This window comes from Stieleria bergensis (assembly GCA_007745635.1).
In the GTDB taxonomy this organism is placed as follows: domain Bacteria; phylum Planctomycetota; class Planctomycetia; order Pirellulales; family Pirellulaceae; genus Stieleria; species Stieleria bergensis.
This window is the reverse complement of sequence record CP036272.1, coordinates 6,415,117-6,433,615: the sequence shown is the minus strand read 5'-3', so window position 1 is coordinate 6,433,615 and position 18,499 is coordinate 6,415,117. Positions and strand designations below refer to the sequence as shown.

The window sequence follows — 18,499 nt, the reverse complement described above, 5'->3', positions numbered from 1 at the left end:
TATGGGCTCAGTTTTGAGGAGTGAGAGTGAAGTGTTTGACAGCCATGCCATACTGAGGCGGTCGGTCTCGCCAAAATCGCAGCGTGTTAACACCTTGACGCAATTGCACTGTAACCGGTTGAGACGCTTGCCAATCGCCAACGGTGAATGGCATTTTTATCGTCGTCGCTTCTTGGGTATCGTTGATCGCAACATTCAGCCGCTGGTGGTCGTTGGAAGTGACCACCAGAGCGGAGAGCAAGTAGTTGCCTGGCTTCGTGACACTGATTTCGTATTCGAAGTGTGACTTGTTGCCTTGGCTTGGCCCGGTGGGATCAATCTTGGGGCTGATGGAGTAATAGTTTCTGGCGTACTTGTCTGAAATGCGTTCGCAAACATTTCCGTAAATGTCATGCAGTCCCCAGGGATTCGGTTTCTTTTGACCGACCGGATGCGACTTGCCGCCGGCGTTGTTTTTGTACCAGGCATAATCTGCAATCGCTGCTGGATCATCGCCAAAGAACCATTTGCTGGTCCGTCCCGCGCGGCTGGCGTATTCCCATTCCGCTTCGGTGGGCAGGCGAACGTCTACGCCGGTCTGCTCAGCGACTTTGCCACAAAAACTAATCGCATCGGCTTCGCTCACATTGTCGACCGGGCAGTCGTCAGCTTTTGTCGAACGGCTGGGGTTGCTGCCCATGATGGCTTGGTACTGAGCCTGTGTGACTTCGAATTTGCCCAGGTAAAAGCCTTTTGTCAAAGTGACTTCATGTTGGGGGATTTCAACACACTCGAAGCGCCCATCGGTTTTGCTCTCACCACCCATGACAAACGTGCCGGGTTTGATGTAAACCATCTCCATGGTGACGCCGTTGCCCAGATCCAGCGTTTTCGTGCTCGGTTGATCGCCTGTTGCTGCTGAGGCCGCCGCTCGCAATCCCCAGTTTTCGTAACGTCCATAACCACCGCTCAGTAAGCGATGGCCCGAGGTGCAGGCATTCGGATCACCCTTCCACGTGCCACCACGAAGAACCGTTTGTCCTTGCGGGAAGAAACGCGGCAGAAAGATTTGCAGGCCTCCGCCAAAGCTTTTCATGGCCATGACTTCGCGAGTGTTGCCGGCGGGTTTGGTGTATGCCGCCGCAGGGATCAGGACAGTCTCGTTGGAGCCATATTGAATTTCCTTGTCCTGGTCGGTCGTCGGTGAAGCCAGCACCTTTTCTGCAACCGTCGGTTCGTTCGCTTCCCCCAGGTCTTCGCCCAGCGCGTCGAGGGTGACGGCTTTCGATTGCGTGATGATTGACTGTTGAGTCTTCAGCGCGACGTTATTCCAAAAGCCATGTTTGTCTTTGCTGCTGCCATAGGTTCTTGTTTCGCCGAAGGCATCGCCGATCCACTGAGCGCGTTTGACTTTGACGAACTCCTTGCTGTTGGCCCGAGCCTGTGTGCTGGCCAAGAAGTAAACGTCTTTGTCATAACGAGTGGCTGTCCAGCCACAGCCCCATGCACCACCGAGGTTCACGACCCAGCCATCGGGCGTCCAGTGTGCCAAGGCCGCGTGGCCCCGGCTTGGTCTGGCTGTGGTGGGGATGCCGAATGATCGTAAGATGAATCGGCCAAAGAAGGCACGGCGGCCGCAAACACCACCGTTCATCAAGATGTTTTGATACTTCTGGAGTTCGGGGCGATCGTATTTGACATCGCCTGATCCATACTTCACATCGGACGTGACAATGCTGACATATCGCCAGCCATCGTTGGCGTTATAGACATGGTCCGGGCGATAGTTGCGTAGCATCTTGCGTCCCCAGGCTAACGTCTCGTCAGGTTCATCGCCATCGATAACGAATCGCAGTTCCCAGGTGCTTAAGTTCTGGAATTGTGGATCCAGTTCGCCCGCCAAGTACGCCGTTTCAAAGTGACGGTACCGGCTGACGGGATCAACCGTCGCCGGGGCATTCGGGGACGCCGCTGGGTTGGACTGTGCAATGGGAACGCCATGTTCCAGGCTGATCGCCAAAGCCAAGCGTTGCAGTACCCCTGAACTGGCTTGCTTGTTGCCCTTGATGATGTCGGAGTAGATCTTTGCTGCGTTTCCATACTGGGCTGGCCCCTGGCTGCGTCCTTGCTTGGGTGCATTCGCACCGTCAGCGATCAGCATTTGCCGAAGCAATTCGGGGCTGGAAAGCAGTCGTTTGACCAGTGCCGCGTTTTGCTGTGACTGCTGGGTGAATTCCGCTAGTCCCGCAGGCGTGGCTTCCGTGAGCACCACGTACTGCAGCAGTTGGGCATCCAGCGCGTCACTGGAAATGGTTTTGTTAATCAGTTGTGCATTGCTTGGCTGATCATTTGGCAAGGCCGCTGTGAGTGCTTTTTGAAGCGTTGCACGCTGGGCTTCAAAGGCGGCTTTCTGTTTTTCGCCAACGATCGTTAGCGGTGTTTCGGCAAGCGTTGATTGGCTGAAACCGACCAAGTAAATCAAAGTGAGGGCAAGGGAGAAGATCTGAGTGACTTTCATAGGAGCATGTTTGATGATTCGGATGGCTGTGCTGGAAGCCCCAACGCGAAAACTCGCTGGCAACCGGCGCCAGCGAGTTCAATGAGTGCGGCTCCAACAGGATTGCTCGATCGTTGTGGGAGCATCGTGAAGGTGTCCGCTATTCACCTTGAAGCAATTCGACCATGGCTTTGCCCATTGCCAAGCCGACGTTCATGTAGGTCTTGGCATTGCCGCCATAGTGAGCGTTGGAGGCAGAGCCCATGCTGATTGGATGGGTGTACACGGTTGCCACATCACCCTTTAGTGCGGGGTACTTTTCAGGGTTGCTGATCGCGAACATGGCATCCAAGATCATCTTTTCATTGCCGCTTGCGTTTTCTTTGCTGGTTTGTCCCAGGGTCGCGCAAACGAATTTTGCCTCGGGAGCATCAAAGTCACGTCGCAAGGCAGCGATCAAGTGATTCAAATTCTTTTCGTACATCGCGGCATGGCCCTCGTTGTACCGATCCTTGTCACCTTGCCACCACAAGAAGCCAGCGATTTCGTAGCCCGCCGCGCCGGGGTAGAACTCGTCCAGTTCCTTGAGGACATCTTTCGCGCGAGCAATGTCGCCGTCGTACTGAACACCTGCTTTCCAGGTAATGGGCTTTGGCTCGGTCCCCTTTTCCCACTTGTCGGGGCTTTGGCCATACCCGGCGTAAACGTAGGTCTTCCTTTCGACTTCTTTTGTTTGCCGATTTTTGACTTCCAGTTCATATTCGTATGAAGGGCTACCGGGAGGCAGTAAGTCCCAGCCAAGGCTGCGGTTTCCAATCGAACTCTTCAGAATCAGTACGGGAGCATCCAGCGCGTTGCCCAGTTGATGACCAATGCCGGTTTCAATGCCGATCTTGCTTCCTGAGACCGTTAACCAGTCGTTTCGCCGAACGCTGGTCTTGTCGGGGCCACCGCTGCCCATCACATGAACGTTGCGCACGTCTTGCCGCTTCGTCCAGTTGCCTGATTCATCCACCATAAAGGGGTAAAGGTTTTCGTTCTTCACAGCGTATTCAAGCGAGCCTTCTTTGTCGCCTTTGACTTTGCCCATCTCCAGTGTGTTGGACTGTCCCATGATGATGAACACCTGGACCTTCTTGGACATGTCGGCTGGTTTGCCGTCTGGACTGGGAAGGTCGTCGGCAGCCTGAGTCGGCGCGGGACACGATAGACAGGTGGCAATGAAGGCCAGAACCGCGAAGGAGAGGAGTCGTGATTTCATGAGGAAGTTGACGAAGAGGGGATAGGGAAAAGAGGTCACACTTTGCGAGCTCCTATCATAAACCAAGTGAGTGACCGAATGTACTTGCTGAATGAGTACTTTTGGGTTCGAGTTTTGCGGTTCGAAACGTGACGATTGAGGTCCGTTTTTTTCCTGAAATGAGACCCTTGCCGCTCTTCTTTGAGTGCTTCCGTTAATGACGAAGCAGCGTCGCGGTCCGAGTTTTGAATCGAACTGACAGGAGTGGGCAAATGTTGCAATGGCTTCGAGGACTTGCCAAGCAGTGGAATGACTGGGTTGGCGACAAAGACAAAGAGGACGCGATTCGGAAACACCTGACCAACGTCGGTTTTCACGGGCACACCGCCAAGCTTCGCAATGTCCGGTTGGTTGCAGTCCAGCGTCCTGGCTGGTTACAGATCTACCGGTTTGAAGCCCTGGCCAGGGTGCAGCTTCCATCGGGAGCAGCAGTCGATGGGCCGGATCCCGAGCCTCAGTATAAACATGTTTTCGGGCTCGTCAGGGATGACATTCGCAAGTCAATTTGTGATGTGAAAACGTTTTCCCGAGACGACGAGCGGCGAGCACTGTTTCGCCAGTGGGCGGAGGGATTGATTCAGCTCCGCGGAGTGCACGGTTTGGGAGTTTCCAACTAGGCACTGTCTGTGGCAACGCAACACGCTGTTTTAAGGCACTTTCTGCTCTTGTGCGATAGATTCGGAGAGGGAATCGATCGCCGGCATTTCGGTCTGAGTGGGCCGTTTGCGACCGATCGAATTCAGGCTGATCAGCCGGTCGCCACCGAGGCTAGTCGTCCATGGGAAACGATCGCCCAATGATTCGGTTAACGCTTTCAGGATTTTTTGATCCGTCAGCGACACTTTGACTTCGGTGATGGATTATAACAGCGTTGCCTCTTCTCTCGCCCCGCTCGGAGTCTGTCTGATGAAGCGTTTCGTGACCGTGTTCGCCGGTTTTTTATTCCTGCTGGTTTGTCCTCTGGCTCATGCTCAAGTTTCTGAGCGACAACTCTCGCAATGGCTCAAGCGGTTCCCGCAGGCCGACGTCAACTCTGATGGCAAGTTGACGGCTGAAGAAGCGTTGGCATTTCGCAAGCAGATGCAAGGTGCACGCACTCGCAGTGGAGGTGGGGTTCCGAAGGTCTTTCCCGTCGATCCCGGTTGGAGCAAGGATCGCTTTCCCGAGCATGCGGTGTGTTACTTATCGCCTGAGGAAATTGCCAAGTTGTATGCCGGGAAAAAGCCCGGTGGGCAGACCATCGTTCGCTATGAAAAGCCGACCGATGGATCCTTGAGGATTGTTGGCACCGGCCATAGTTTCATGGCGCCTGGCTACAAAACGTTTCCAGCAATTGCCAAGGCGTCCGGCTTGGAGCAACCGCCCCTGTTGACGCATACTGGCGGCGGCATCACTGGCAGCGCTCGTTACAAGTGGGAACAGGAGAACGGGATTTTTCAATTCAATGGCAAGCCCACGCCGAAACTGCTGGCATCAATCGCCAATAGTCCTTGGGATGCCATGATGTGGGGGCCTTACTACAACGACAAGAAAGAGTACTACAACTGCTGGATTGATTTCTGTTTGAAGTACAACCCAGAGATGAAGTTTTATCTTTCGGATGCCTGGCCACAACTTGATCAATTGGACAAGATGCCAGCGTCGGAGGCCGAGTTGACTCCGGAGCTTGTCGCACGATTGGGGCAAGAAAAGTTTGATGTCTATTCGCTAATCATTAAGGAATTGAATCAGAAGTACGGCGAGCGTGTCTTTGTCATGCCCACCTGTGAGGCCATGGTTCAGTGCGTGAAGTACCTTGATGAAGGCAAGTTACCAGGCATTGATGGCGTTCACAAAGCGGTCGGTGGAAAGACGCGTTCATTATGGCGAGACAAACTTGGCCATCTAGGTCCTGGGCTAGAGTCGCTGGAGGGCTATGTCTTTTATGCCACAATTTATGGCCGGTCGCCCGAGTTGATCAAAGAACCGATCTTCGCAAATCAGGAATTCCCCAGCACCGAGCTGGATCAACAATTCCGCAAGATCGCATGGCAAGCGGTTCTGAACAATCCGCTCTCAGGAGTGAAGGACGAAAACCAAAATGGCATCGCGGACGATCGGGAGTAAGCGAGGTGCCGACCGGAGGCTGTTTGTTCGGTTAAGATAGGCGTTTCCGATCCCACCTGGATTTTCCTCGCCACTCTCTGGATAGACTCCCCGATGAAACTGTCTTTCACCCATTTACTAAAGCAATCCGTTGCCTGCGCACTGTTCGTTGGTTTGGCCACAATCAGTTCTGCTGAGGATGACCTGCAAGATGCTCCTGACCTGTTGTCTGCTGGTAAGCTGACGAAACACTTCAACACGGCTGGCAATTGGTCGTTGACCGATGATGCTGTGGCGTTCTTGCAGCCTCGCGCAGGTGAAACCGATTGGACCCGCTACGACTGCTACCTGTGGACCAAGCACCAGTATCGCGATTTCGATTTTCAGTTCGAATACAAACACAACAAAGGCGGTAATAGCGGTTTGTATTTTAATGTCACCGATCCCGATCAAGCGGTCGGTTCAGTGATTGAGGTGCAGATCATTGATAGCGCTGGCAAAAAGAAGCTTGGCGCCCACGGCACCGCGGGCGGCATCCTGCCAGGCGTTGATCCCTCCGCGAACGCCGCCAAGCCTGCGGGGCAGTGGAACACTTTGCGAACCAAAAGCGAAAAGGGACAAGTCACCGTTTGGCTCAATGGTCAGATCGTCAACCAAGTCGCCCTCGAGAGTTCCAAGCTGGCCAGCAAGCCGAAGCAAGGTTACATCGGAATCCAAGATCACGGCATTCCTTTCTGGGTTCGTAACATCAAAGTGGTCGGCGAGCCTGTGAAGTAAACTGCAGCGTCGCTTTCGAGCAGATCGAATCTCGGGTGCCGTGCTCGCACCACTGCTTTGAACCTGTTGGCATTCTGGCTGATATTGCGTTTTCTCTGGTTTTCTCTGGGCAATCGCGATTTCATCGAACCGGGATTGAATTCGTAGGGTGCCGTGTTTGCACGCACCAATCAAATCACAGCGCACAGCTGGGCCGCAGTAACGTGGATTTTCCGCACCACGGACTTGAAGATCTTCACAGCAGTGGTGCTCGCATGCACCGGCTGACTCGCAGCCCCCAACCTCGCTGTGATTTCGTGTTTTGGGGGTGTTGGTGCGTGATGGCACGGCACCCCATCTCCGCTAACGCAAAGGTCTTCAAAGCACGGCAACCCGCCAGTGGAGATCGGCTGCTCGCCCGCCAACCCTGGCGGCAGTCAGACAGAATGGTCGGCGAATTTTCTGGCAACCGACAGCATCTCTTGTTATAACATGTTATAACATGGCATGTCAGTTGTCATGGAATGGTTTGTCGGTGTCTTGTTGTATGCTCTTTTGGCGCCGAAAGAAGTCCGATTTAGCTTGTGTGGGAGTGTGGGTTGATGTGTCGAACGATCAAGCATTTGGTGATTCGTGGAGTCCTAGCTGTTTCGCTGGTCCTGGGGCTGTTTCTGACGAGCGTGTCTGCTCAGGAAGTTGCTGCGACCAGTTTTGAAACTCTCAAGCCAGGCCAGGTTCAATCGATCACTAGCGAACTCGGCGATTGGGTTTTCAGTGGGGGTGTTGCGCGCATCGACCCTCAGCACGCAGCGAGCGGGACTCAGTGTCTGCATCTGACCGGCGGCGAGCGGACGGTTGCCGAATTAACGCTTTCCGACCAAGTCAAAACCGACGGTGCGCTGCGTTTTCGTGCTGAACGCTGGACTGTTCGTGGTCCGTTTTCGTTTCGCGTGGAGAAGTATTCCGGCGATCAGTGGGCGGAAATCTACCACGGCGATCGTCGAATCAAGGTCGGCCGCGCGTTCTTGTCGGATGTCAAAATTCCACTGAACGACCCCAGCATTGAGAAGCTGCGTTTCTCAGTCGTCAGCCCTGCCCAGACAGGCATTCTAATTGATGATGTAAGCATCGTGCCTCCCAAGCTGCAAGAGATCGTTGCGGTGGACGTGCAGTCACTTGCCGTGCCTGTCTTGGTCGGTGCGCAGCACTCTCCGCTGGCAAAGCTGACCGTTCAAACTGACGGTGATTTGAATCCACAGCGATTGGCAAGCATCAGCATGGCCTTCGATGAACGCACCGAGTTGGCTGATCTCGAGGCGGTCGAGTTACTGTTTGGCGGGCAAGTGATCGCACGTATGGAAACGCTTTCAAAGGGCACGGCATTTGAGCTAACGCCCGCCAGTGATGTGGGCACACTCGAAGAGGGGGGGAACGAATTCATCGTTGCCTGTCGTCTGCGAAAGGATGCCAATGTTGATCATCAGGTTCAGCTTCACTGTGATTCCGTCACACTTTCCGGTGGCAGGCAGTACAAGCTTCAGCATCAGAGTCAGCCACAGCGAATGGGAGTTTCGCTTCGCACCGGTGGTGACGATGGAGTTCACGCCTATCGGATCCCCGGCTTAGCGACCACCAACGCAGGCACGCTGATTGCTGTTTACGACATTCGACATCGTAGCGGCGGTGACTTGCCTGGCCACATTGATGTTGGCATGTCGCGTTCTACGGACGGCGGGCGCACGTGGCAGCCGATGCAGACAATCATGGACATGGGGAATGATCCCAAGTGGCGCTATGACGGAATTGGTGATCCAGCGGTATTGGTTGATCAAACCACCGGGACCATTTGGGTTGCCGCGACATGGAGCCATGGCAATCGGTCATGGATTGGTTCTCAGCCGGGGATGGAGCCACATCAAACCGGTCAATTGATGCTGGTTCGCAGCGACGATGATGGTGTCACTTGGTCCCAGCCGATCAATATCACCCAACAGGTCAAGCGACCGGAGTGGAGTTTCATTCTGCAAGGTCCTGGCAAGGGGATCACGATGCAGGATGGCACGATCGTGTTTGCTGCTCAGTACCAGGATCCGCCCGCGAACCGTCGTTTGCCGCATTCGACGATCATCTATTCCAAGGACCATGGCGAAACATGGCAGGTGGGCAGCGGAGCATTCGACGACACCACGGAAGCTCAGGTGGTTGAGCTTCAGCCTGGTGTATTGATGCTGAACTGTCGCTACAACCGCAAGTCGGCACGCGTGGTGATGACGTCCAAAGACATGGGGAAGACTTGGCAGCCGCATCCCACCACCGAGCGTGCTTTGATCGAGCCCAGGGCCTGCATGGCCAGCCTGATTGACGTTGATGCTGAACTTGGTAATGACGCTGGCAACTGGCTGTTGTTCTCCAATCCCGATAGCCTGAGCGGTCGTCATCACATGACCCTCAAGGCTTCGCCGGACCAGGGGAACACTTGGCCAAAGCAGCATCGTCTGTTGCTTGATGAGGGACGTGGGGGCGGGTATTCCTGTCTCTCCATGATCGATGAGCAGACGGTTGGGATTCTCTATGAAGGCAGCCAGGCTCACATGACCTTTCAGCGTGTGTCGCTGAAGGACGTGTTGGGAGACGATCATCGCCAGGGTCGTGACGCAGCCAGCCGAAGCGATCAACCGTTGGATGTGTTTGTCGTCACGGGGCAGTCCAATTCGCTGGGAACCGTCGATCCTGCCGACTATGGCCAGCCCTTGCCAGAAGCCAACTCGGCAGATGCGGCAGTCAAGTTTTTCTGGAGCAATCGCTCGACGCGATCCGGTGATGCGACGGCGGCCCTGATCGGAGATTCCGCCGGCCAGTGGACGACGTTGCAGGCTCAGCAAGGCGAAGGCAAGAACCCAGTGTTCTGGGGGCCCGAGATTGGTTTCGGCCGATCTTTGGTTGCCGATGGGAAGCGGGATGTTGCCATCATCAAGGCCTCCCGCGGTGGCGGTGGGAACAGTTTTTGGCTGAAGGACGCCCCTGACGATCACATGTACCGGCACACACTGAAAACGGTGACGGATGCTGTGAGGGCCCTTCCGGCAGGACGTCGGTTTCGTATCCGCGGCATTGTTTACGTGCAAGGTGAAAGCGATAACATTGGCGAAGCAAAGCAAGCGGGACAACGCTTGGAAGCTCTGCTTGAGAATCTCCGTCGAGATCTGCCCTATGCCGAAGAAGCAGTGTTGCTGGTGGGGGGAATCGCCGCCGGAGGAGCTCGCCAAGACATTGTCCGTGGTCAGCAGGCAGCCGCTGCAAAACACCATCCCGCGATTGAATACATTGGCAACCGTGACTTGAAATCTGCACTGTATGATGGCTTGCACTTTAACCGGGCAGCCAAGATGGAAATTGGCCAACGAATCGCCCAGGCCTGGCTTTCTCGGCCGGAAGGAAAACGCTCCACGCTATGGCTTCCCAAAGTCTTTGGAAGTCACATGGTGTTGCAAGCCAACGCACCGCTGCCGATCTGGGGCAAAGCGGATCCAGGCAGTCAGGTCACCGTGCAGTTGGATCAAGACCTCCAAACCGTGGTCGCCAATGCAGATGGTGATTGGAGTGTGCGGATGCCTCAGCGATCAGCCAGCGCGCAAGCGATTGAGTTGCAGGTGTCGACAGCCGCGGAATCGATTTCACTGCGAGACATCTTGGTGGGTGAAGTTTGGGTGTGCGCGGGCCAATCAAACATGGAATGGCGGCTCAATCAATCGACCAATGGGCGGCAAGAGTTGGCGGCGCTGCAAGAGCAGGACGCGCAGCAGATTCGCTTGCTTGACTTAACAGATGGCCCGCGCGGAGTGGGAAGTGGTTACTCTGCACAACAGTTGGGGCAGCTAACCCCGCAACACTTCGTTGACGGCCAGTGGAAAGTGGCCACCGCGCAAACCGCTCAAGCGTTTTCCGCTGTCGGTTGGTACTTCGGAACGCACTTGCAGGCAGAGCTAAACGTGCCCGTCGGTTTGATCTGTCCGGCGGCCGGTGGCTCGCCCGCCGAGGCATGGATCCCCGTTGAAGCCCTCGAGGAAGATCAAACATTAAAGGGACTTGTCGCTGGCAACTGGCTCGATAGTGAGTTGCTTGGCGAATTCTGTCCACTGCGTGGGCGGCAAAACCTAGAAGCCGCGATTCAAGCGGGCGAATCGATCCCCACCGATCTGATCGGACCCAATCACCCCTTCAAGCCAGGGTTCCTCTGGTCAGCGACGATGGAGCCCATGATTCCATTCGCCATTGCCGGAGTGATTTGGTACCAAGGCGAATCAAACGCTGAAACGAGACCGCGTGTCGCCCAGCATGATCAGCTATTCCCGTTACTGATCCGTCAGTGGAGACAGAAATGGGGGCAGGGAGACTTCCCGTTCTTGTTGGTTCAGTTACCGTCCATGAACCGCCCCTACTGGCCGGAGTTCCGCGAAAGTCAGCGCGTCGCGCAGCAACAGTTGCCGAATGTGGGAATGGCGGTCACGATCGATACCGGGCATCCAACCAATGTGCATCCGCCTGAGAAAAAGATCGTCGGTCAACGACTGGCGCGTTGGGCGCTGGGGACAACCTATCAATCGCCCAAGCACTCGGTTTACTCCGGGCCGCTGCCCGTGGCTGCTGTGCGGCAGGATGCTCTGGTGCGTGTGAGTTTCAACCACGCTGGACAGGGGCTGAAGTCCAGTGATGGTCAGTCGCTGCGGTACTTCGAAGTCGCTGGTGCTGACGGCCAGTATCACCCGGCGGTGGCCAAGCTAGGCCGTTCGGGGTCAGTTGTTGAACTGTCCTCCGCCGCTGTCGAGTCCCCGTCTGCGGTGCGATACGCCTGGGTGCCGTTCGCCAAGCCGGTTCCTAATCTGGTCAACAGTCAGTCGCTGCCCGCGACGCCCTTCGAGTTGACAGTCAAATAAGCTCAAAGAGTTCATTGACACCTTGTTATAACAGATTATAGTGCCATCTTGCGTTCGCGTGTTGAATCACCGAAGGCTGCCATGCTAGGTCTCTTCTTGGAGCTGCTAGCCAAAACTGTTGTTGTCTTAATCGAGCTAGATTCATGCGTTGTTTTGCCCTGCTAAGTGTGCTCCTGCTGCTCTCATTGCCCGCCTCTTTCGCGTCGGCCGGATTGCTGTTGTCCTACGAATCCGGTGTTGCGGGCGCCGTTGGACAGGCGGGTGCCGCTGACCCAACTAGCCAGGGCTGGAGCGTCAATACAGCGGGTTCCGCACCGGATTACAGCTTCGGGCAGGATTCCGGAATGGGTGGCTGGCGGATCACTGACGGCACATCGCGCGACCTCTATTTTTATCAATGCGATTTAACGTCTAGTCAGGCTTCACTGATGCAGAGCCAGGATTGGGCCGCGAACTGGACGGTGGGCGTTAACGCTGACGCCGTTGGTAGGCCTGGTATTGGGACGGTAAATGATTACTACTCGGCCGTTCCCGGAAGGCAGAACAATAATGTGCTTTGGATCGAAGTGGCCAATGAGTATCTCTATGTCTTGAGTTACTAGAGCGATCAGGCTGGCAACGTGTTTCTTAATGACGGCACCAATCGCTTTCAAATCACCACCGGTGGGAACGCGTTATCGCAGGACGTTGGCAACCAATCGCCATCGGTTCACTTCGTCGATTACGAGTTGCGTTATGATTCGCAGTCTGGCCTCGCGTCCTTGACTGACAGCCTGGGTGGTGAACACGGAGTCGTGGCTCGTTCGGGCAACGGGGCAACGAACCGAGTGGTTTGGGGCGCTAGCTCGTCAGCTGGCCAGGGCTCGACGACTTGGAATCAGCTGGCGATCAATACGGTTCCAGAACCGAGTTCGGCGCTGATCTTCGTGATGGCTTCTGCGGGCAGTCTCTTTTTGCGTCGACGACGAGCCTAGTTCTGCGTCGACGGCAGTCTTGCGTCAGTGTCGACCGCAGTCTTGCGTCAGTGTCGACCGCAGTCTTGCGTCAGTGTCGACGACGCGATCAATTCTGGGTCGATTCATGGTCATCGGCCCCAGCGGCTTCCATCATGACATATGCTATGGTGGTCTCTGCACATTGATCTTTCGAAGGACGCCCTCTGCGTTGGGAAATTCAGTAATGGGGGCCAAGCGGCCTGTTTGCGCTGCAATTCCTAAGCTGCAGTTCGAAAGCTGCAATCCCTAAGCCAGGACGCGACCATGTTGTTGAAGCGAAGCCGATTTCTGTTTCTACTTTTTTTGCTGATCGCGCCGTCTATCGGGATTGGGCTGACCAGCCCTGCCCAGGGGCAAGAGGTCTCTGATTCGAAGCCGGTGACTCAGCGTCGGCCGGTGATTGGGATCGCGACACTTGTCAAGGATGAGTACGTTCGTGCGATTCGGAAAGCAGGTGGCATTCCGGTGGTCTTGCCCTGCACCGATGGCAGTCCTGAAGACGTGGCTGAGTATCTGGCGTTGCTTGATGGATTGCTGATGCAAGGCGGCGCTGACATCCCATCGGTTGAATACGGTGAGGCGCCGCACCGGACTGCTGTTGCGCTGGCTGATGATCGCTATCAGTTTGAAAAGGCGATGATCACCGCTTGGATCCAAAAAACAGAGAAGCCATTGCTCGGCATCTGTTTGGGCAGCCAGTGGATCAACGTCGCGCATGGCGGATCACTGGTGCAAGACATTCCATCTGAGTTTGGTGTCAATCACCGTAACACGCAGCATTCTGTTGTGATCAAGCCTGAATGTCGACTGGGGGAAATCTTTCAGGCTCAGCAGTTTGTTGTGAACTCGATTCACCATCAAGCCGTCAAACGCCTTGGCAAGGGGTTGAAGATTGCTGCGGTCAGCAAGGATGGGATTGTTGAAGGCATCGAAACGCTCGATCCCAACCGTTTCTTAATCGGTGTTCAGTGGCACCCGGAACGAATGTCTGAAAGCGCGACCCAGCAAAGGCTCTTCAAGGCCTTTGTGCAGGCTTGCCAGCAGCCAGAGACCGCCAAGTAAAGCCGCGTCTTTAGGCAGTCGTTTGACCATCTTGCTGTGAATGTCGATCAGTGCGAAGTCCTGCCAAGGGAGCGTTAAACGCTCGTGGTCAACGCGCTGTCGATGCAAGATGATTGCATGGTCGCCTGACTTGTGGAACTGTTTCACCCAGTGCCGCTGAACAGGATTGCCGATTCAGAGACGGGAGGCTCGGCAATGATCGACTGGGCAATGCAAGCAACCGAGCCCATGAGCTAGGTGGATTGGCGACTCTCGATCGCTCGCCACAATCCAGCGATCATCACCAGTCCAATCGCGAACCAGATCATCGGTGCGACCAAGTAAACATGATTGTTAAAGTGCATGGCCTCCGCGAGCAGAAACGCGGCACCGCCGATGATCGCCCCCAGAAGTGTCAGTGGAAACAGCATCGTTGCGGCAAATGAAACGAGCAATGAGGTTTTGTTTCCCTGCTTTTGATGCACTTCGTTAATTCCTAGCAATCCCGTCAATGTGGTGATGATGCCCAGCACAATCATGATGCTTGATGGAATCATGATGCTTGATGGAATCATGATCATTGAGATGCTGACCGGTGAAAGGAACCAGTGGCGTTCTCTCCAGAAGATCATGCCCATCAACATTGCCGTGCAGAGATAGACCAGGGTCAACCCGCTGGCAGCGATAGACTTCCAGGTGAACAAGGGTTGTTCAGGTTGGATTGCGATTTGATCCTCTTCGCCGCCGAGCAAGCTTCGCAGTTGATCGCCCTCCGTTTCCAGGCGTTTCACGTCACGACGCTCGATCCACGTGCTGGTGGATTGAACTGCCCACACGCAGTTCACGAGTTGTTGGTCGTCGCTGACCGTCAGGCAATTGACTTTTAGCACGGTCAGGATCGACGCTAAATCCCAGCCGCACAGACCTGCCCACAGGCCACTTGATTTGCCACGCTGAAAGGTCCACGTGTTGCCGGTTTGTTCGACCAGTCGGTAGCCAAGGCCTGTGAAGTGAAACTCAACTTGGTCGGTGATTTCAATCTCAGTGGGTAATGCGAAACGCAATGTCGCGGTCGGTGAATCGATTTTGAACGCGTCGGGATCTTGATTGCGCTGGATCGCCTGCCGGATGCTGGCTGAGGTCAGCAGTACCAAACCGATCGCGAGTCCAAATGAGGCATAGTAGCCACGTTGATACTGTTGCTGATGATCGATTGCCTGCAGTTCCATTTGCCAGCTTGATTCATTTGAACTGTCGCTGTCTGGGTTCTTGAGATCAGGGAATTTGACCGCGTAGGTGGTTTGGCTGAGTTCGATCCGAAAAGCGATGGCGGATGCCAAAGCGCACACGGCCAGCAACGTCATCAGGGCAGCCTGGCCTTTGCGAAGTGGTTTATTGGTGGGGGTCAGGCTGATCAGGAGCGTTAAGAGGCTCAAGAAGCTTGCCATGGCAATGCCCGACCAGAGCTGGTATCCCAGGATGGCTTCAGGGGCTTTTTGAGCCAATTCAATGGGCACATCGCCCGAGAGTGTTTGAGGTTCGATCTGGATGCTGACCCAGGGGCACAGGATCAACAAGGCCGCTGCGACGCTCATTCCAATCATCAGCATGGCCGGCATGCCGATCTTCCTTTTGGATGATCGTGGATCCTCGGAAACCCAACGCCAGGCTTTGCGAATCTCCCGACGAGCGATCGTTGACACGCCGGCTGCGGACGAAAGTTCGGCGGAGATCTGCTCAACGCTGGACTGGAGATCACTGATGTGTTGAAAGCGACGATCGGGCTCCTTTGCCATCGCGCGCAGGACGACATCATCCAGTCGTGAATCGGTATCCGATTTCTTTGACGGCGGTTGAAATTGTCCCAGGGGAAGATCGCCGGTCAGTAGTTCATAGAACACAACTCCCAGGGAATAGATGTCGGCACGATGGTCCACGCTGCGCGTGCTTTCCATCTGTTCGGGCGCCATGTAGGCAGGCGTGCCCATGATCTGGTGTGTGGCAGTCAAGCTATAATCGTGCTGGGATGCGGTCACCATTCGTGCCAAGCCAAAGTCAACAAGTTTTGCCTGGCCACGACGATCGATCAGGATGTTCTCCGGTTTGATGTCGCGATGAACAACGCCTTCATCATGAGCATATTGCAGTGCTTGACAGACTTGCGGGATGATCTGCAGAGCTGTTTCAGCGGACTCCTCTGAGGTGCGGATCCCATCGCGCAAGTTGGTGCCATCGACATGCTCCATCACGATGTAGTACAGCGTTGGCGGCAGTGACGCTTCCGTTGGCAGCCGTTCGGTTGTGACTTGGCCAAAGTCATGAACGGCGACGATATTGGGATGGTTTAGCTTGGCCAGCAATCGGGCTTCGCGGTGGAAACGCTCGGCAAACGCTGGATCGCTACAGGAGTCTGGCTTCAAGATCTTTAAGGCAACATGACGCCCTAATTTGATCTGCTGAGCTTTATAGACTGCGCCCATGCCGCCTTGTCCCAGTAGCTCAATGATGTCTAGATCCGGAAAGCATGCCGCCAGTGCCTGAGGTGTTGGCGCTGTAAAGGAGGCTCCGCTGTGTGAGTCCTTGGTGACGGGGATCGCGTCATCATCGTTGTCCCGTTCGAGTCCAACGGCCATTTCCAGGCCGAGGCCCATGAGGCATTTTGGGCACAGCCCTGCCGGCGCAGCGGCAGCGATTTCGGATTGGCACTGAGGACAAGTGTTCATGACGTTCATTGTTATCACCTCGAAGTTGGTCGGTGATAACTTCTGACGGAAAGCGAACCGATGGTGACAAAAGTTTTACAGCTTTGGAAGTTTATTTGCTCAGAACGCTAAAAAGGCTGCGAATTTCGTCTTCAATTTCGTTCAAATCCGTCACGGTTTGAGAGATTTCATCCCGCAGCAGTTGCCCGAATTGTTTACGCAGTCGCGATGCTGCGGTCTTTGCAGCAGCTTCTGACAGGCCCAGTTTTTGAGCCACTTGCTGATAGGTGATGCCCGGGTGATCACCGATCATGAAGGGTTTGAGATGCGTGAATTGCTCTGCCTTGCCTGACTGTTGGCAATCCGATTCCAGTCGCTGCATGACCTTGCCTAGCAGCGTGATGGCCCACTGTTGGTCGTAGATCTGGTCGGCGGTTCGCTGTGATTCTGATTCGATTTGAAAGGTTGAATCAGCGGAATCAAAGTCCAGCGAGAGTGGTTGTTTTCCACCGCCACGTTTCTGAGCCTTGGCTTTTTCCCATTGCTTGGACAGGAAATGTTTGAACGCAGTCAGCAGGTAGGAGCGAAAGCGACCACGCTCAGGAGTGGCCGTCGCGATGACATTCTTCTCCAGCAGTTCGCTGAAGAAGGCCTGGGTCATCTCTTGCGCGTCATCCAGGTGATTGACTCGGCGGCGGGCGTAGCTGTACAGCGGCAACCAATAGGATTCACAAAGTGAAGCCAGTGCCTGTTGCGCGTCAGGATCGCCGGTCTGTCCAGCGGAGATCACAAGGCTCCAGCGAGTCGTTTGGAACTCGCCAGAGCGTGGTGCAGGCACAGAAGATTCATCGCGGGCGTTCATGCCAGCAATTATAACGCGATTGACTGCTGCCCGCGCGCCGCCGGAATCGCCTTCTGGCTAGAAATCCAGCGTTGCAAAGTAGTCGTCCAGTGTTTCGGCTCGACGAATCTGTTTGACGCTGCCGTCAGGACGCAGCAGCAATTCGGCGCTGCGCAGTTTGCCGTTGTACTGAAAACCCATCGAGTGAGCATGCGCACCGGCGTCATGGATCACCATTGTGTCCCCGATTTCGGTTTCCGGCAAAGGGCGGTCAATCGCGAACTTGTCGTTGTTCTCGCAGAGTGAGCCCACGACATCAAAGTTGCCACCCGTTGGGAGCGATTCTTTGCCCAAGATCGAGATGTGGTGATAGGCGTTGTACATGCCTGGACGCATCAAGTTGGCCATACAAGCGTCCACACCGATGTAGTCTTTGTAGGTGTGCTTCTTGTGAATCACTTCTGTGACCAGGTATCCGTAAGGGCCAGTCATGATGCGGCCATTCTCAAGGAAGATCGACAGCGGATCCAGTTCCGTGCCAGCAATCTTCTTCTGATACAGCTCCTCAGTCGCTTTGCCGATGGATTCGATGTCTAAAGATTGCTCAGCGGGGCGATAAGGAATGCCCATGCCGCCACCGAGGTTGACGAAGTCAAGCTTGATGCCGAGCTCTTTGTGCAAGTCAGCCGCTAGGGTGAACAGCATGTCGGCGGTCTCAACAAAAAACTGAGGATTCAGTTCGTTAGACGCCACCATGGTGTGCAGTCCAAAACGCTTGACGCCATCGGCAAGTGCTTGCTTGTAACCGGTAAACAGTTGTTCGCGCGTGAAACCGAACTTAGCCTCTTCTGGTTTGCCAATGATCGCATTCCCTTCCCGCAACGGGCCAGGGTTGTAGCGGAATGAAATCAATTCGGGCAAGCCAACGTGTTGCTTGACGTATTCCAGGTGGCTTAGATCGTCCAAGTTAATGATCGCGCCAAGCTCCTTGGCACGCTGGTAATCTTTGGACAGAGTGTTGTTGGACGTGAACATGATCTCTTCGCCCTTCAGCCCGACGCGATCACTCAGTTCAAGTTCAGCAACGCTGGAACAATCAGCCGCGCAGTTTTCGTCCTTGAGCACTTCCATGATGTGCGGGTTGGGCAACGCTTTGACGGCAAAGAATTCCTTGAAGCCCGGGTTCCATGCAAAGGCGCGATGCAGTCGCTGAGCGTTCTCGCGAATGCCCGCTTCGTCGTAAACGTAAAACGGAGTGGGGTACTGTTTTTTGAGTTCCGCAATCAGTTCGCTGGTGAGAGGTGTCTGGCGAATGTGTTCGGTCGGTTCTGCGGTGGACATAAGCGGCTGGTACGGTCAGAGGCTGTTG

The 18,499-nt window shown here is 55.0% G+C and carries 13 protein-coding genes; 7 read left to right on the top strand and 6 right to left on the bottom strand.

The genetic code is table 11. The features are described from left to right. Positions 1-7 precede the first annotated feature (7 nt). Both SV7mr_RS22480 and SV7mr_RS22475 read right to left on the bottom strand, forming a co-directional pair. Positions 8-2,497: an SUMF1/EgtB/PvdO family nonheme iron enzyme gene (locus SV7mr_RS22480; protein WP_145276921.1), complete on the bottom strand. Its 2,490-nt coding sequence runs from the start codon at positions 2,495-2,497 to the stop codon at positions 8-10. A gap of 139 nt (positions 2,498-2,636) precedes the next feature. Continuing rightward, a complete protein-coding gene (locus tag SV7mr_RS22475) occupies positions 2,637-3,737 on the bottom strand; it encodes a sialate O-acetylesterase (RefSeq protein ID WP_419187780.1) in 1,101 nt (366 codons plus the stop codon). Positions 3,738-3,988: 251 nt separating this feature from the next. On the opposite strand from SV7mr_RS22475, the gene SV7mr_RS22470 reads away from it, so the two are divergent. Further along, entirely contained in the window at positions 3,989-4,393 is a 405-nt protein-coding gene (locus tag SV7mr_RS22470) for a hypothetical protein (RefSeq protein ID WP_145276919.1), read from the top strand. Between the two features lie 30 nt (positions 4,394-4,423). Here the strand turns inward: SV7mr_RS22470 and SV7mr_RS22465 are convergent, their stop codons facing one another. Then, positions 4,424-4,618 (bottom strand): hypothetical protein, encoded by a 195-nt coding sequence (locus SV7mr_RS22465; RefSeq protein ID WP_145276917.1) that lies wholly within the window; start codon positions 4,616-4,618, stop codon positions 4,424-4,426. A 64-nt stretch (positions 4,619-4,682) separates the two neighbouring features. Here SV7mr_RS22465 and SV7mr_RS22460 point away from each other — a divergent pair, with 64 nt between their 5' ends. From SV7mr_RS22460 to SV7mr_RS22435, 6 genes are all read left to right on the top strand, one after another. Beyond that, complete coding sequence (locus SV7mr_RS22460; RefSeq protein WP_419187779.1) at positions 4,683-5,882, top strand: PLC family EF-hand domain-containing protein; 1,200 nt, start codon at positions 4,683-4,685, stop codon at positions 5,880-5,882. Between the two features lie 93 nt (positions 5,883-5,975). Then, positions 5,976-6,638, top strand: a complete 663-nt coding sequence (locus SV7mr_RS22455) for a 3-keto-disaccharide hydrolase (protein ID WP_145276915.1) — start codon at positions 5,976-5,978, stop codon at positions 6,636-6,638. A 581-nt stretch (positions 6,639-7,219) separates the two neighbouring features. Continuing rightward, positions 7,220-11,551, top strand: a complete 4,332-nt coding sequence (locus SV7mr_RS22450) for a sialate O-acetylesterase (protein ID WP_145276913.1) — start codon at positions 7,220-7,222, stop codon at positions 11,549-11,551. Positions 11,552-11,694: 143 nt separating this feature from the next. Beyond that, a complete protein-coding gene (locus tag SV7mr_RS22445) occupies positions 11,695-12,153 on the top strand; it encodes a hypothetical protein (protein ID WP_145276911.1) in 459 nt (152 codons plus the stop codon). 18 nt (positions 12,154-12,171) lie between these two features. Continuing rightward, positions 12,172-12,525: a PEP-CTERM sorting domain-containing protein gene (locus SV7mr_RS22440; RefSeq protein ID WP_145276909.1), complete on the top strand. Its 354-nt coding sequence runs from the start codon at positions 12,172-12,174 to the stop codon at positions 12,523-12,525. Between the two features lie 285 nt (positions 12,526-12,810). Then, on the top strand, positions 12,811-13,608 hold the full coding sequence (locus tag SV7mr_RS22435; RefSeq protein WP_145276907.1) for a gamma-glutamyl-gamma-aminobutyrate hydrolase family protein: 798 nt from the start codon (positions 12,811-12,813) through the stop codon (positions 13,606-13,608). 233 nt (positions 13,609-13,841) lie between these two features. Here SV7mr_RS22435 and SV7mr_RS22430 read toward each other — a convergent pair whose 3' ends face one another. The 3 genes from SV7mr_RS22430 to SV7mr_RS22420 all read right to left on the bottom strand — a co-directional run bounded on the left by SV7mr_RS22430 (position 13,842) and on the right by SV7mr_RS22420 (position 18,471). Beyond that, the gene (locus SV7mr_RS22430; protein ID WP_419187778.1) at positions 13,842-16,310 is read right to left on the bottom strand and encodes a serine/threonine protein kinase; all 2,469 of its coding nucleotides are present in this window, start codon (positions 16,308-16,310) and stop codon (positions 13,842-13,844) included. Positions 16,311-16,401: 91 nt separating this feature from the next. Then, positions 16,402-17,151: an RNA polymerase sigma factor gene (locus SV7mr_RS22425; protein ID WP_145276903.1), complete on the bottom strand. Its 750-nt coding sequence runs from the start codon at positions 17,149-17,151 to the stop codon at positions 16,402-16,404. Positions 17,152-17,208: 57 nt separating this feature from the next. Next, entirely contained in the window at positions 17,209-18,471 is a 1,263-nt protein-coding gene (locus SV7mr_RS22420) for a diaminopimelate decarboxylase (protein ID WP_145276901.1), read from the bottom strand. Positions 18,472-18,499: the final 28 nt, after the last annotated feature.

Bases quoted from the DNA above. Each gene is read 5' to 3' on its own strand.
- SV7mr_RS22480 (WP_145276921.1), bottom strand. From the start codon at position 2,497: ATGAAAGTCACTCAGATCTTCTCCCTTGCCCTCACTTTGATTTACTTG.
- SV7mr_RS22475 (WP_419187780.1), bottom strand. From the start codon at position 3,737: ATGAAATCACGACTCCTCTCCTTCGCGGTTCTGGCCTTCATTGCCACC.
- SV7mr_RS22470 (WP_145276919.1), top strand. From the start codon at position 3,989: ATGTTGCAATGGCTTCGAGGACTTGCCAAGCAGTGGAATGACTGGGTT.
- SV7mr_RS22460 (WP_419187779.1), top strand. From the start codon at position 4,683: ATGAAGCGTTTCGTGACCGTGTTCGCCGGTTTTTTATTCCTGCTGGTT.
- SV7mr_RS22455 (WP_145276915.1), top strand. From the start codon at position 5,976: ATGAAACTGTCTTTCACCCATTTACTAAAGCAATCCGTTGCCTGCGCA.
- SV7mr_RS22450 (WP_145276913.1), top strand. From the start codon at position 7,220: ATGTGTCGAACGATCAAGCATTTGGTGATTCGTGGAGTCCTAGCTGTT.
- SV7mr_RS22445 (WP_145276911.1), top strand. From the start codon at position 11,695: ATGCGTTGTTTTGCCCTGCTAAGTGTGCTCCTGCTGCTCTCATTGCCC.
- SV7mr_RS22435 (WP_145276907.1), top strand. From the start codon at position 12,811: ATGTTGTTGAAGCGAAGCCGATTTCTGTTTCTACTTTTTTTGCTGATC.
- SV7mr_RS22430 (WP_419187778.1), bottom strand. From the start codon at position 16,310: ATGAACACTTGTCCTCAGTGCCAATCCGAAATCGCTGCCGCTGCGCCG.
- SV7mr_RS22425 (WP_145276903.1), bottom strand. From the start codon at position 17,151: ATGAACGCCCGCGATGAATCTTCTGTGCCTGCACCACGCTCTGGCGAG.
- SV7mr_RS22420 (WP_145276901.1), bottom strand. From the start codon at position 18,471: ATGTCCACCGCAGAACCGACCGAACACATTCGCCAGACACCTCTCACC.